This window comes from Ruegeria sp. C8, from assembly GCF_056537565.1.
In genome coordinates, this window is the sequence record NZ_JBQFRV010000002.1 from 320,814 (window position 1) to 333,327 (window position 12,514).

The 12,514-nt window shown below is 58.5% G+C and carries 10 protein-coding genes; 3 read left to right on the forward strand and 7 right to left on the reverse strand.

Features of this window, described 5'->3' with window-relative positions; all coding sequences use genetic code 11:
• Positions 1 to 61: 61 nt before the first annotated feature.
• From ACR0KL_RS05230 to acs, 7 genes are all read right to left on the reverse strand, one after another.
• Positions 62 to 1,474 carry an exonuclease domain-containing protein gene (locus tag ACR0KL_RS05230; protein ID WP_170677711.1) on the reverse strand — a complete coding sequence of 471 codons (1,413 nt, stop codon included), beginning with the start codon at positions 1,472 to 1,474 and terminating at the stop codon, positions 62 to 64.
• A gap of 2 nt (positions 1,475 to 1,476) precedes the next feature.
• The gene (locus tag ACR0KL_RS05235; protein ID WP_170677713.1) at positions 1,477 to 1,995 is read right to left on the reverse strand and encodes a hypothetical protein; all 519 of its coding nucleotides are present in this window, start codon (positions 1,993 to 1,995) and stop codon (positions 1,477 to 1,479) included.
• 84 nt (positions 1,996 to 2,079) lie between these two features.
• Complete coding sequence (locus tag ACR0KL_RS05240) at positions 2,080 to 3,903, reverse strand: DUF294 nucleotidyltransferase-like domain-containing protein (protein WP_170677715.1); 1,824 nt, start codon at positions 3,901 to 3,903, stop codon at positions 2,080 to 2,082.
• Positions 3,904 to 4,005: 102 nt separating this feature from the next.
• Positions 4,006 to 5,790, reverse strand: a complete 1,785-nt coding sequence (locus ACR0KL_RS05245; RefSeq protein WP_170551306.1) for a sodium:solute symporter family protein — start codon at positions 5,788 to 5,790, stop codon at positions 4,006 to 4,008.
• Between the two features lie 15 nt (positions 5,791 to 5,805).
• Positions 5,806 to 6,090, reverse strand: a complete 285-nt coding sequence (locus ACR0KL_RS05250; protein ID WP_170376639.1) for a DUF4212 domain-containing protein — start codon at positions 6,088 to 6,090, stop codon at positions 5,806 to 5,808.
• 181 nt (positions 6,091 to 6,271) lie between these two features.
• Entirely contained in the window at positions 6,272 to 6,955 is a 684-nt protein-coding gene (locus tag ACR0KL_RS05255) for an adenylate kinase (RefSeq protein WP_480776699.1), read from the reverse strand.
• Positions 6,956 to 6,962: 7 nt separating this feature from the next.
• Positions 6,963 to 8,927, reverse strand: coding sequence for an acetate--CoA ligase (acs, locus tag ACR0KL_RS05260; protein ID WP_170376645.1), 1,965 nt, complete (start codon positions 8,925 to 8,927; stop codon positions 6,963 to 6,965).
• Between the two features lie 416 nt (positions 8,928 to 9,343).
• Here acs and dctP point away from each other — a divergent pair, with 416 nt between their 5' ends.
• From dctP to ACR0KL_RS05275, 3 genes are read left to right on the forward strand one after another with little or no spacing between them, the layout of a single operon-like run.
• Positions 9,344 to 10,360 (forward strand): TRAP transporter substrate-binding protein DctP, encoded by a 1,017-nt coding sequence (gene dctP / locus ACR0KL_RS05265; protein WP_480539717.1) that lies wholly within the window; start codon positions 9,344 to 9,346, stop codon positions 10,358 to 10,360.
• 58 nt (positions 10,361 to 10,418) lie between these two features.
• Entirely contained in the window at positions 10,419 to 11,048 is a 630-nt protein-coding gene (locus ACR0KL_RS05270; protein ID WP_170376651.1) for a TRAP transporter small permease subunit, read from the forward strand.
• 3 nt (positions 11,049 to 11,051) lie between these two features.
• A complete protein-coding gene (locus ACR0KL_RS05275; RefSeq protein ID WP_170376654.1) occupies positions 11,052 to 12,455 on the forward strand; it encodes a TRAP transporter large permease in 1,404 nt (467 codons plus the stop codon).
• The last annotated feature ends 59 nt before the right edge of the window (positions 12,456 to 12,514 follow it).

Consider the following 12,514-nt stretch of genomic DNA (forward strand, 5'->3'; position numbering starts at 1 on the left):
GGTGCCATGACCGTTCCGTATTGTCCATGGTAACTTTGGTTCATCACGTTGAAAAACTAGGTCAGTTCAGGTCCTCCAACAAGCGACCATGTTTGCGGGTCTCGGTGATGATTGCGCCGAAGGTGGTGATTTCCCGCGCTTTCAGCATGGGCAGCATCCGCACAAGCGCCTCAGCCGTGGCCACCGCATCCCCTAGCGCCGTGTGACGGAGCGCTTCGGGAATTTCTACGTCTAGACGGTCACATAGCGCGTCCAGTGTATGCGTCTCGCTGGCGCCAAACAGGACAGCAGACAGAAGCACAGTGTCCAGAATTGGGTGGTCCCATTCAACACCCATCCGTTTGGCGTGACGGCGCAGGAATGCCATGTCGAATGGCGCATTGTGGGCAACAATCACCGCGTCCCGAGCGAATTGGTGAAAGATGCGGCCAGCCTCGCCAATGTCGGGCGCGCCTTGTACCATCTGGTCGCTGACCTTGTGAACCTTGGTTGTGGCCGCTGGGATTGGGATACCGGGATTGACCAACATGTCGATCCGCTCGCCCTCGACGATGCGACCTTTCACGACCCGGACAGCGCCGATCTGGACGATCTCATCCTTGTGCGGCAACAGGCCGGTGGTTTCGGTGTCGAAGACCACAAAGCACAGATCTTCAATCGTTTGGTCCTCGAAGCTACCCGAGGCCGACATGTTCAACAGATCGAAATCATAGACTAGTGGGCGCGCCGCGTCCGGGGCGATCTGCGCCGCGCTGTCGTCGAAGATCAGCATGTATCCGGGCGCATCTCCCAGTGGTTTTACGCGCGCGGCGTAAGTCTGCGCTCCGTCGATGCTGGTCAACGTGCAGGTGACGTCCTGACCGGTTTTGACCAGTTTCGAATAGGCGGCATACAGCGCGTCTGGTTGTAGATAGTCCTCAAGCGCGGCGTTCAGGCGCGGATGTGCGATCTGGGCCAGAACCTCGGCCGCTTGCGCATCATAGAGGACGATCTTGTGGTTCGGGCTGGCAAGCAGCATCGCAACCGGGATTTCGGTCAACAGGGCAGTGAGCCTGTTCTTTTCGGCAGCTAGCTGGGCGGTCTCGGATGCGACAGCCTCGGCCACGCTGAGCGTCTTGTGCGATAGCTGATCCGCCAGCCCAGCCGCGGCCGGGGCAAGGTCGCCCAAGTATTTCGCCGTTTGGACATCCATGTTGCTGCTGACCCCGGCATGCGCGCGCGCGCGCAATTCGGCTGACAGACGCTCAATCGGTTTTGCCACGTTGTCGTCAAACAGCAACCAGACCCCGGCGATCAGGGCCAACAGCCCAAAGGCAATCGCGATCCCGGCAAAAAGGAACGGGTCGAAAAGGGCGGGGTTGCCCTCGCGGGCATAGCTGAACCAAAGCGCCAGAGCGCTGACCGCCAGCCCACCAGCCGCTAACAGGCAGAAGAACAGAAAGATTCTCAGACGCAGACTCAACTTGGTCAGCATGATCAGACTCCGCAGGTGGCCTCGATGATCGGATCGCCGGTCCCGGCTTTGATCCAGTCGGCATTCAGAACGCGGCCATCGTCGCCAAACTCGGCCCCGTCGGCCAGATTGGCCCGCAGGTTTTCGGCGCAGTTTACGACCACAGGGACCTTCGAGACCGGTGCCCAGCGGCCAAAGAAATAGAGCTCGACCAGCCGTTCATCCGGCACTTGTTCGTTCTTGCGCACCGAGTCGGTGTCGATGGCCGCGAATCTGTCCACGAAAGGCACGGCATAGGTCCAAGGGCGGTAAATCGCGCGGCTTTCGACCTCTTGGATGATGCTGACAGTGTCGGGCAGCGTTTCACGAGTGCGGTCGTACCACGAGTATTCGCTGGCGATCGTCATCCCGATCATACCCAGCCCTGCTGCAACCGGCGTGGCCCACCGGGGCAACCGTCCGCCGGTCAGCTTGTTTAGCACCAGCACGATCCCGGCAAAGGCAAAGCCCGCAAATATCGTACCGATCAATTCCAGAAACATTGGTCTTCTCCACCCTTCGGGCGTTCCTTGCCCAGTCTTTTCAATTCAAATACGGTCGCCGAGGGCGATCCTGTTCTCTCGTTTCTAACCCAGCATTCCCTTGCCATGACCAACAGCGGATTGCATGGTTTTCACAACCACAAACGCGTCCCTCAGGTGGCTGCGCTCAAAGTCCGACAGGTTTGTAGGTGGCAGGTAATTGTCGGGTTTTTCCCCGGATTTGACCAGTGCGACCTGATGTTCCAGCCGGGTTTCCGCAATCAGATCATAGGCATCCAGCAAATCACGCGCACCTGACGGGCTTAGGACTCCTGCGGCCTCGGCGGCTTTCAGGCGGGCGCGGGTATTGGCCTCGGGCAGTTTGCCCTGCAGGCTGTAAATTCGCGCCAGATCAACCACGGGTACTACGCCGTTGTGTTTCAGATCCAGCGTATTGCGATGCTCGCCCGAGCGGATGGTGGCAAACCCCCGCAACAGACCCAACGGCGGCGTGTGTTTCAGCGAGTTCGAAATCATGTGCGCGACAAAAATCGAATTCGCATTGGCGGCGTTCAGGGTGTCGGCCTGAAGATCGGCGAACAGCTCGAACGCGCCGCCGATAGGGCGTAGGTCAAACATGACCGAGGCCAGCATCTGCGCTTCGGGGTTCGGTTTTGCGATCCACCCGTTGAAATAGTCGCGCCAGACATGCAGCGGCTGACACCAGCGCGGATTGGTCGCCATCATGTCACCGGGGCAGTAGAAATAGCCGCAGGTATCCAGCCCGTCCGAGACATATTTGGCCAGTTGCGTGAAATAGGCCATGTCGTCTTCGGTCGCCGCATCGTCCAGTATTAGGCAGTTGTCCTGATCGGACACACCTGTCTGTTCCTGCCGTCCTTGCGAGCCGCACGCCAGCCACAGGTATGGCACCGGTGGCGGCCCCAGTTTGGCTTCGGCGAGGCTCAGCAGCCGACGTGTGGCCGTGTCTGCAATATCCGTTATCAGCCGTGTTACGATTTCATGCCGGTTGCCGCCGGCGACCAGCTGCACCAGCAGCTGAGGGATTTCTGCCGTGACCTTGGCCATTTCCTCGGCAGTGTCGGCATGGGCAATTCGGCGAACAAGTTCGGCCGAGTTCACGGCCTGATAATGGGTCAGGTCTGTCTGAGTGACGACCCCGACTAGACGGCCGCTCTCGCAAATCGGGATGTGGCCGATCCCGCGCTCCATCATGACGTGCAGCACATCGGACCCGATGTCAGATGGCGATAGGGTGGTTGGGTTCGGCGTCATAATCCGTGAGATTGGAGTATCCGTGGGCATCGCATCGGCAACAAACTTGCCTGAGATGTCACGCAAGGTGGCGATGCCTACCAGATCGTTGGCCTCTGTCACGCATAGCGATGAAATCCCTTTGTCGCGCATCAGGCGCGCGGCGTCGCGAACCGGCGTCGCGGGCGGGCAGGTGGCCGGATTGTGCGCCATTAGAACGTCAATGGCACTGGTCGCCAAACTCTGCGGACCGCTGCGGCCCCCGCGAGAGCGATCGAAGAACTTCGAGACCACATCATGGTTGTCGATCAACTCTCGCACCAGTTCAGGTGGCAGTACGATCAGCACAGATGGGGTATGGGCGCGTGCTTTGGTCGCGGCTTTGCCGTCTTTCAGAAGCCCGCGTTCACCAAAGGAATTGCGCAAGCCCAGATGCGAAACGACCTCGTCGTTCTCATCCGTGATTTCAACCTGTCCTTCATAGATCACGAATACGCCGGGCAGTTTATGGCCCAGATCGTAAACAGGGTAGTCCTCATCAACCTCCCAGACCTCGATCTGTTTGGCGACTTCATCCAGTACGTCGGCGGGCAGGGCGTCATAAGGATGTACGGATTCCAGAAACCGGGTGATCTGGTCATGGGACAGGGGCATCTAAATACTCCGTGGAACAAAAATCCCGCCCGGTGGTGTGCCGGACGGGAGTAGTGGATCGAAAGACGCGGCCAATGGCAAGAACCTCAGGCCGCATCAAGCTCATTTGTTCTGAGCTGCACCCGCACCACGGGGAATGCGTACGCTTTCGACCAGATCTTTGATCTCCTGCGGAGTCTCTTTGGTCATGCCGGCAACAACATACGCAACTGCGAAGTTGATCATTGCACCGATGGCGCCGAACGAGGTCGACTTGATCGGACCCAGAAGCGGATCAGCATCGGTGAACGAGTTGGTGCCAGGAATGAACAACCAGCCCTTGTGCAGGAAGATATAGACCAGAGTGACAACCAGACCAGCCAGCATACCAGCAACCGCGCCGGTGTTGTTGATGCGGGTCGAGAAGATCCCCATCATCAGCGCCGGGAAGATCGAGGCAGCTGCCAGACCGAAGGCCAAGGCCACAGTTTGTGCCGCAAAGCCCGGTGGGTTCAGACCCAGATAGGTTGCAACCAGGATGGCTACGGCCATTGCGATACGCGCAGCCAGCAGTTCACCTTTTTCCGAGATCTGCGGATTGATCGCACCTTTGACAAGGTCGTGGGACACCGCCGACGAGATCGCCAGCAACAGGCCCGCAGCGGTCGACAGAGCAGCCGCAAGACCACCGGCAGCGACCAGACCGATCACCCAACCCGGCAGGTTGGCGATTTCGGGGTTGGCCAGAACCAGGATGTCACGGTTGAACTTGGTCAGCTCGTTTCCGACCCAGCCTTTTTCTTCCGCGATTGCAGTCATCGCTTCGGACTTGTCGTTGTAGTACTGGATCTTGCCGTCGCCGTTCTTGTCTTCCCAATCCAGAAGACCAGTTTTCTGCCACGTCTGCATCCAGTCATAGCGCGGATCGTTGTCAATTTCCTCGACCGAAACTGCGCCACCTTCGATGCCACCATTGGGCCACATCATGTCGGTGATGTTCAGACGGGCCATTGCGCCAACCGCGGGGGCGGTCAGGTACAGCAGCGCGATGAAGACCAGCGTCCAACCAGCCGACCAACGTGCGTCAGACACTTTGGGAACGGTGAAGAAGCGCATGATGACGTGCGGCAGACCCGCAGTACCGATCATCAGCGACAGCGTGAACAGAACCATGTTCAGCGTGTTCGAGTGGTGGGCCGTGTATTCGTTGAAGCCCAGCTCGGTCACGATGGCGTCCAGTTTGGTCAGCAGAGGCTCACCGCTTGCGGTGTCACCGAACAGACCCAGTGCAGGGATCGGCGTGCCGGTCAGCTGCAGCGAGATGAAGATCGCCGGGATGGTGTAGGCTGTGATCAGCACGCAGTACTGAGCAACCTGGGTATAGGTCACACCCTTCATCCCGCCAAACACCGCGTATGCAAACACGACACAAGCACCGATCAGCAGACCGGATGTGTTCGAAACCTCAAGGAAGCGGCCAAAGGCCACGCCAACGCCGGTCATCTGACCGATCACGTAGGTCACCGACGCAACGATCAGACAGATCACGGCAACGACGCGTGCAGTCTGGCTGTAGAAACGGTCGCCGATGAATTCCGAGACGGTGTATTTGCCGAACTTACGCAGGTAAGGCGCAAGCAGCAGAGCCAGTAGCACGTAGCCACCGGTCCAACCCATCAGGAAGGTCGAGTTGTCATAGCCGGTAAAGGCGATGAGGCCCGCCATCGAGATGAACGAGGCCGCAGACATCCAGTCCGCGGCTGTCGCCATACCGTTGGTGACCGGGTGAACGCCGCGACCAGCAGCGTAGAATTCAGATGTGGAACCCGCACGGGCCCAGATCGCGATGCCGATGTATAGCGCGAAGGATGCGCCAACAAACAGCAGGTTGATGGTAAACTGATCCATTGTCCCCGCTCTCCCTTACTCTTCGTCTACGCCGTGTTCGGCGTCTAGCTTGTTCATGCGCCAGGCGTAGTTGAAGATCAGCACCAGAAAGACCAAGATTGATCCCTGCTGAGCGAACCAAAAGCCCAGATCGGTACCGCCAACAGAAATGCCGGACAGCAGCGGACGCAGCAGGATGCCGAATCCAAACGACACCAGCGCCCAGATCGCGAGGCTGATGTAGATGAGGCGCAGGTTGGCCTGCCAATAGCCCTTATCGGCTTCGGCAGTCTGCGCGGAGTTGGTAGATTGATCCGCCATTGCGGGTTCCTCCTTCGCTTCCTCGTTGGGCGGTCCTTTGCTTCGTTCCTCCAGCGCGCCGGACCGCTTCTCGAATGTGACAGATACCCCGTGGCATCTGACAAAACTCCTCTGTTCCGCCAAGGCGGTTCATCGAAGTATTCTGTTTAAGGATCAAGGCCTTACGGCCTGTCTCCCTCCCTTAGTTCACCGCGCTGGCGACGATGTCCTCCAGGTCGCGCGCGATGTCTTCAATCTTGCCCATGGCGTTCGTCCGCTTCAGAACGCTCTGACCGTCGTAGTAGGTGATCAGTGGGGCTGTCTGTGCGTGATAGGCGCTGAGGCGTGAGGCAACGGTTTCCGCGTTGTCATCGGCCCGGCGCTTGAATTCGGTCCCGCCGCAATTGTCGCAAGTGCCGTCGACCGACGGTTTCTTGAACGTGTCGTGGTAGCCTTCACCGCAACCGGCGCAGGTGTAACGGCCCGAGATCCGGATCACCATTTCGGCATCCTCCACCTCTAGGCTGATCGCGGCGCTGATCTTCTGGTCTTTTTCCGCCAGAAGACCATCCAGCGCCTCGGCCTGAACGGTGGTGCGGGGGAAGCCATCCAGAATGACCCCTTTGGCACAGTCGGGTTCCGCCATACGGTCACGCAGGATGTCGATGACGATCTGGTCGCTGACCAGTTCACCGGCCTCCATCACGGCTTTGGCCGCCTTTCCGGCATCGGTGCCTGCGGCAACAGCCGCACGCAGAAGGTCACCGGTGCTGAGTTGCACTAGACCGAACTTGTCTTCCAGCACGCGCGCCTGAGTGCCCTTCCCGGCGCCCGGAGGGCCGATAAGGATGAGAACAGCAGGAGTTGTCATGGTCGCAGCGTCCATCATGCCCTCACTTATTCGCTCGGTTTGCGATCAGGTCGTCGACGACCGACGGATCGGCCAGAGTTGACGTATCGCCCAACGAGCCAAAGTCGTTTTCGGCGATCTTGCGCAGGATACGGCGCATGATCTTGCCCGAGCGTGTTTTGGGCAGACCTGGGGACCACTGAATGACGTCAGGCGAGGCGATCGGTCCGATCTCGGTCCGAACCCAGGTGCGCAGCTCTTTCAACAGCTCATCCGAAGGCTCACGGTCGTTCATCAGAGTGACATAGCAATAGATGCCTTGTCCTTTGATTTCATGGGGATAGCCCACCACGGCGGCCTCGGCCACTGCGGCATGCGCGACCAGCGCGCTTTCGACCTCGGCGGTGCCCATGCGGTGGCCCGAGACGTTGATCACGTCATCGACGCGGCCAGTGATCCAGTAGTCACCACCTTCGTCGCGACGGCAGCCGTCGCCGGTGAAGTAGTAGCCTTTGTAGTCCGAGAAATAGGTCTTCTCGAACCGCTCATGATCGCCCCAGACGGTGCGCATTTGACCGGGCCAGCTGTCCTTGATGCACAGAACACCTTCTACACCGTTTCCTTCAATCTCGACGCCGGATTGCGGGTCCAAAACCACCGGTTCGATGCCAAAGAACGGTTTCATCGCCGAGCCGGGCTTCATCGCATGCGCGCCGGGCAAGGGGGTCATCAAGTGACCACCGGTTTCTGTCTGCCACCACGTATCGACGATCGGGCATTTGCCCTTGCCGACAACCTCGTTGTACCAGTTCCAGGCTTCCGGGTTGATTGGCTCACCCACGGTACCCAAAACTTTGAGGTCGCTGAGATCGTGCTTTTCGACCCACTCACTTCCTTGTCCCATCAGGGCACGGATCGCGGTTGGGGCTGTATAGAACTGGTTGACCTTGTGCTTGGCACAAACTTCCCAGAAACGACCTGCATCCGGGTAGGTAGGCACGCCTTCGAACATCAGGGTTGTGGCACCATTGGCCAGCGGACCATAAACGATATAGCTGTGGCCAGTGACCCAACCCACGTCTGCCGTACACCAGTACACATCGCCTTCATGATAGTCGAAGGTGATCTCATGGGTCATTGCGGCATAGACCAGATAGCCGCCGGTAGTGTGAACCACACCTTTGGGCTGGCCGGTCGAACCCGATGTGTACAGAATGAACAGCGGGTCTTCCGCGCTCATCTCGGCTGGGGCGCAATAGTCATCGGCCTCAAGCGCCATTTCGTTGTAGTCGTAGTCACGACCATCGATCCAAGTGGTCTGACCACCCGTGCGTTTGACGACCAGGCATTTTACGCTGTCCTTGCAGTGCAGCAATGCCGCGTCAGCGTTCGATTTCAGCGGCGTTTTGCGGCCGCCGCGCGGGGCTTCATCTGCAGTGATGACGACTTTGGCGTCGCAACCGTTAACACGGGCCGCCAGAGCGTCAGGCGAGAAGCCTGCAAAAACGATCGAGTGAATCGCACCGATGCGCGCGCAGGCCAGCATGGCATAGGCGGCCTCGGGGATCATCGGAAGGTAGATGATGACGCGATCACCTTTACGAACGCCCATCGATTCCAGAATATTGGCCATGCGGCAGGTGCGGCGGTGCAACTCGGCATAGGTGATGTGCTGGGCCGCGTCATTTGGATCATCCGGTTCCCAGATGATTGCGGTCTGATCGCCGCGGGTTTCCAGATGGCGATCCAGGCAGTTGGCCGAGACGTTCAGAGTACCATCGGCATACCAGTTGATCTTGACCGAGCCGAAGTCGTAGTTGACATCCTTGACCTGCGTAAAGGGTTTGATCCAGTCGATCCGCTTGCCGTGTTCGCCCCAGAACGCGTCCGGGTCGCTAACCGATGCGGCATACATCTCGTCATATTTCGCGGCGTCGACATGCGCCCGCGCAATGGTCTCTGCGGTTGGCGGATAGGTCTTGGCATCTGCCTGGGCAGCGGTGGTCATGTTGAGGCTCCTCCCTCTAGGCTGGATAACTATGGGACGTCTCTTGCCCGTTCTTTGAGCATTGTCGATCCCGTTCCTCCCCAATCGAAGTATGGCCGGGTTCAGAAAATAATGAAATAAATTGCCGTATTCCTTGGATTTGTTTGTAAAGAAATTTTTCCGAACGAAGTAAATTAGTCAAAAAATTATGCTGCGCTGAAAATTTACGTAAAAAAACAACAATAAAAGTGTAATTTTTTTGATCGGCCCATGAGGGGCGTTTCCGTGGTGATCCGCAGCTATGTCGTCGAACAACAAGAGTCAAAAGATGTGCTTGAAAATCACCTATCGGGAAGCAGGGGTTGGCACATATACATGTTGGCGCTAGCATCTTTTCAAGCGCCTCGGGAGGGGGCGCATCAAAGGGAGAAGATATTATGAAAAAGATGCTGAGCGGTGCCGCCGTCGCCGCCCTTGGCGTTGCCTTCGTGTCCGAGGCCGCAGCCACCGAATGGAACGCCTCGGTCTGGGGCAAGCGCCGCGCCTTTACCGAACATGTCGAAAAACTGGCCGAGTTGGTTTCGGAAAAAACCGGTGGAGAGTTCACGATCAATGTCAGCTATGGCGGCCTGTCGAAGCCGCGCGAGAACCTGGATGGCATCGAGATCGGCGCATTCGAGATTGCGCAGTTCTGTGCCGGTTATCACCGCGACAAAAACCGCGCGATTACCGTACTGGAGCTGCCGTTTCTGGGTGTGAACAATCTGGAAGAAGAGGTTGCCGTCAGCCATGCAGTCTATGATCACCCAGCGGTGGCTGATGAGATGGCGCAATGGAATGCGCGCATTCTGATGACCTCGCCGATGCCGCAGTACAATCTGGTTGGCACCGGCGATCCGCGCGATAACCTGGCGGCGTTCGAGGGCATGCGTGTTCGCGCAACAGGTGGTCTGGGCAAAGCGTTTGAGGCCGTGGGCGGTGTCCCAACCTCTGTCCCTGCGACTGAGGCGTTTAACGCCATGGAATCCGGTGTGGTCGATACGGTCGCCTTCGCGCAGCACGCGCACCTGTCCTTCGGTACGATCAATGAGGCGGACTGGTGGACTGCGAACCTCAACCCCGGCACCGTGAATTGCCCGGTGGTTGCGAATATCGACGCGTATGAAGCGCTGTCGCCTGAGCACCGCGAAGCGCTTGATAGCTCGATTGATGAGGCCATTGAGCATTATCTGGCTAACTATGCTGGGCTTCTGGAGCAATGGGATAGCGTCCTGGAAGAAAAGGGTGTGCAGAAGGTAATGATCGACGACGCGGTCATTGAAGAGTTCCGCGCCAAGGCCGCCGATCCGATCCGCGAACAGTGGATTGCAGATATGAGCGCGCAGGGCCTACCAGCGCAGGACCTCTACGATTTAGTTCAGACTACGCTGACGCAACAGCGCGGCGGCAACTGATCGCATACGCCGGGCGCGTCCTAGCGCCCGGCCTTTCTTGACAAAGGGGATCACCGGAATGGCGGGACAGGCCACGGTGCTGGAGGATGGCAGTCGCCTCAGCCAGATCGATCAGCACTTGCTGAAGTTAGAGCGGGCTCTCGCCTTGATCAGCGGAATAGCCGTCTTTGGACTGATGGTCCTGGCCGTCGTCTCGGTCAGCGGCCGCAACGCGATAAACGCGCCGTTGCCGGGCTATGTGGACTGGATTGAACAGGCGATGCCACTGATCGCCTTTCTCGGCATCTCTTACGTGCAGCGCGATGGCGGCCATATCCGGATGGACATTGTGATCTCGCGTCTGCACGGACGGGCGCTGTGGTTGTTCGAGCTAATCTCGGTCATCCTGATCCTTGTCCTGATGCTGGCATTGGTCTGGGGCAGTTGGTCCCATTTTGACCGATCCTTTGATTTCGGCGCGCCGATGTGGAGCCGCGACAGCTCAATTGACATAGGCATTCCGCTTTGGCCCGCGAAACTGCTGGCCCCGGTGGCGTTCTCGGTCTTGTCACTTCGGCTGGTGTTGCAGATCTGGGGCTATGGCCGCGCGTTTGTTCTTGGGCTTGAGGCCCCCGTGGCTGTGCCCTTGATCCAAGACGCCGCCGCACAGGCTGCTGCAGAGGCAGAGCAGTTCGAAGGGCAGGACTAACAGATGGACACGATTGACATCGGCCTTTGGGTAACGGCTGGGCTGCTGGTCCTTGTGGTCACGGGCATGCGAGTGGCCTTTGCTGCAGGTCTGGCAGGGTTGTTCGGCTTGGTTTGGATTTTCTGGGCAAAGTTCGGGTACGATCCCGACCGGTTTGGCAAAGCGCTCACCGTCGCGGTCAAAACAGCAGGGCAGGTGCCCCATTCAAAGGTCGCCGCCCATACGCTTAGCCTGATCCCGACCTTCATTCTGATCGGCTACCTTGCCTACTACGCGGGCCTGACGCGCGCGCTATTCGAAGCGGCTAAACGATGGATCGCTTGGGTTCCCGGAGGCCTCGCGGTCTCCACCATATTCGCCACGGCAGGGTTTGCCGCCGTTTCTGGTGCCTCGGTCGCCACCTCGGCTGTGTTTGCCCGGATCGCGATTCCCGAGATGCTGAGCGTTGGCTACAACAAGCGCTTCGCCGCAGGCGTTGTCGCTGCTGGGGGGACGCTGGCCTCGCTGATCCCGCCGTCAGCCATCCTTGTGATCTATGCCATCATCGTTGAACAGGACGTCGGCAAGCTGCTGCTGGCGGGCTTCATTCCCGGAGCGTTTTCTGCCGTGATCTATGGCTTGCTCATTGTCGGTATCGCGGTTGTGTTCAAATCCGTTGGCCCTCCTGTCACCGGTTTCACTTGGAAACAGCGGTTCCAAGCGCTTCCTGGGGCGATCCCGATCGTTGCCGTCATCCTGATCATCATCTGTTTCGTCTACAACCCATTCGGCGAACAGGCTTGGGGCACCCCAACCGAAGGCGGGGCCATAGGCGCGTTCATCGTCTTCTGTTTCGCCCTGGTTCATGGCATGCGCTGGCCTGAATTCAAATCGGCTCTGTTAGAGACAGCGAAGCTGACGGCCATGATCTTCTCTATCATCTGGGGCGTACTGATCTACGTGCGGTTCCTGGGCTTTGCAGACCTTCCGGGTGCATTCTCGGATTGGATCACTTCGCTTGAGATGTCGCCGATGCTGATCCTGATCTGCATCCTTCTGGCCTATGCCGTGTTGGGGATGTTCATGGATGCCATCGGGATGTTGCTGCTGACATTACCCGTCGTCTATCCCGCTGTTATGGCCCTGAACGGAGGGGAAACCGTCAGCGCCGCAGACAGCGCTTTTGGCATGTCCGGCCCAATGTGCGCGATCTGGTTTGGGATATTGGTGGTGAAAATGGCTGAATTCTGCCTGATCACGCCACCCATTGGTCTGAACTGCTTTGTGGTCGCTGGGGTACGGCCAGACCTGAGCGTTCAGGATGTTTTCAAGGGGGTCACCCCGTTCTTCCTGGCAGACGCCGCCACGATCGCGCTTCTAGTGGCATTTCCGGGCATCGTTCTCTACTTGCCGTCTTTGGCTGGCTAGGAGTTTGCGAGGCTCTGCCTCGCGCTCCGGGATATTTTTAGCCAGATGAAGCAGGGATC

What these genes read in the sequence shown, in the direction of transcription:
- ACR0KL_RS05230 (WP_170677711.1), bottom strand. Translation starts at nt 1,474, where the DNA reads ATGCTGACCAAGTTGAGTCTGCGTCTGAGAATCTTTCTGTTCTTCTGC.
- acs (WP_170376645.1), bottom strand. Translation starts at nt 8,927, where the DNA reads ATGACCACCGCTGCCCAGGCAGATGCCAAGACCTATCCGCCAACCGCA.
- ACR0KL_RS05250 (WP_170376639.1), bottom strand. Translation starts at nt 6,090, where the DNA reads ATGGCGGATCAATCTACCAACTCCGCGCAGACTGCCGAAGCCGATAAG.
- dctP (WP_480539717.1), top strand. Translation starts at nt 9,344, where the DNA reads ATGAAAAAGATGCTGAGCGGTGCCGCCGTCGCCGCCCTTGGCGTTGCC.
- ACR0KL_RS05275 (WP_170376654.1), top strand. Translation starts at nt 11,052, where the DNA reads ATGGACACGATTGACATCGGCCTTTGGGTAACGGCTGGGCTGCTGGTC.
- ACR0KL_RS05235 (WP_170677713.1), bottom strand. Translation starts at nt 1,995, where the DNA reads ATGTTTCTGGAATTGATCGGTACGATATTTGCGGGCTTTGCCTTTGCC.
- ACR0KL_RS05245 (WP_170551306.1), bottom strand. Translation starts at nt 5,790, where the DNA reads ATGGATCAGTTTACCATCAACCTGCTGTTTGTTGGCGCATCCTTCGCG.
- ACR0KL_RS05270 (WP_170376651.1), top strand. Translation starts at nt 10,419, where the DNA reads ATGGCGGGACAGGCCACGGTGCTGGAGGATGGCAGTCGCCTCAGCCAG.
- ACR0KL_RS05240 (WP_170677715.1), bottom strand. Translation starts at nt 3,903, where the DNA reads ATGCCCCTGTCCCATGACCAGATCACCCGGTTTCTGGAATCCGTACAT.
- ACR0KL_RS05255 (WP_480776699.1), bottom strand. Translation starts at nt 6,955, where the DNA reads ATGGACGCTGCGACCATGACAACTCCTGCTGTTCTCATCCTTATCGGC.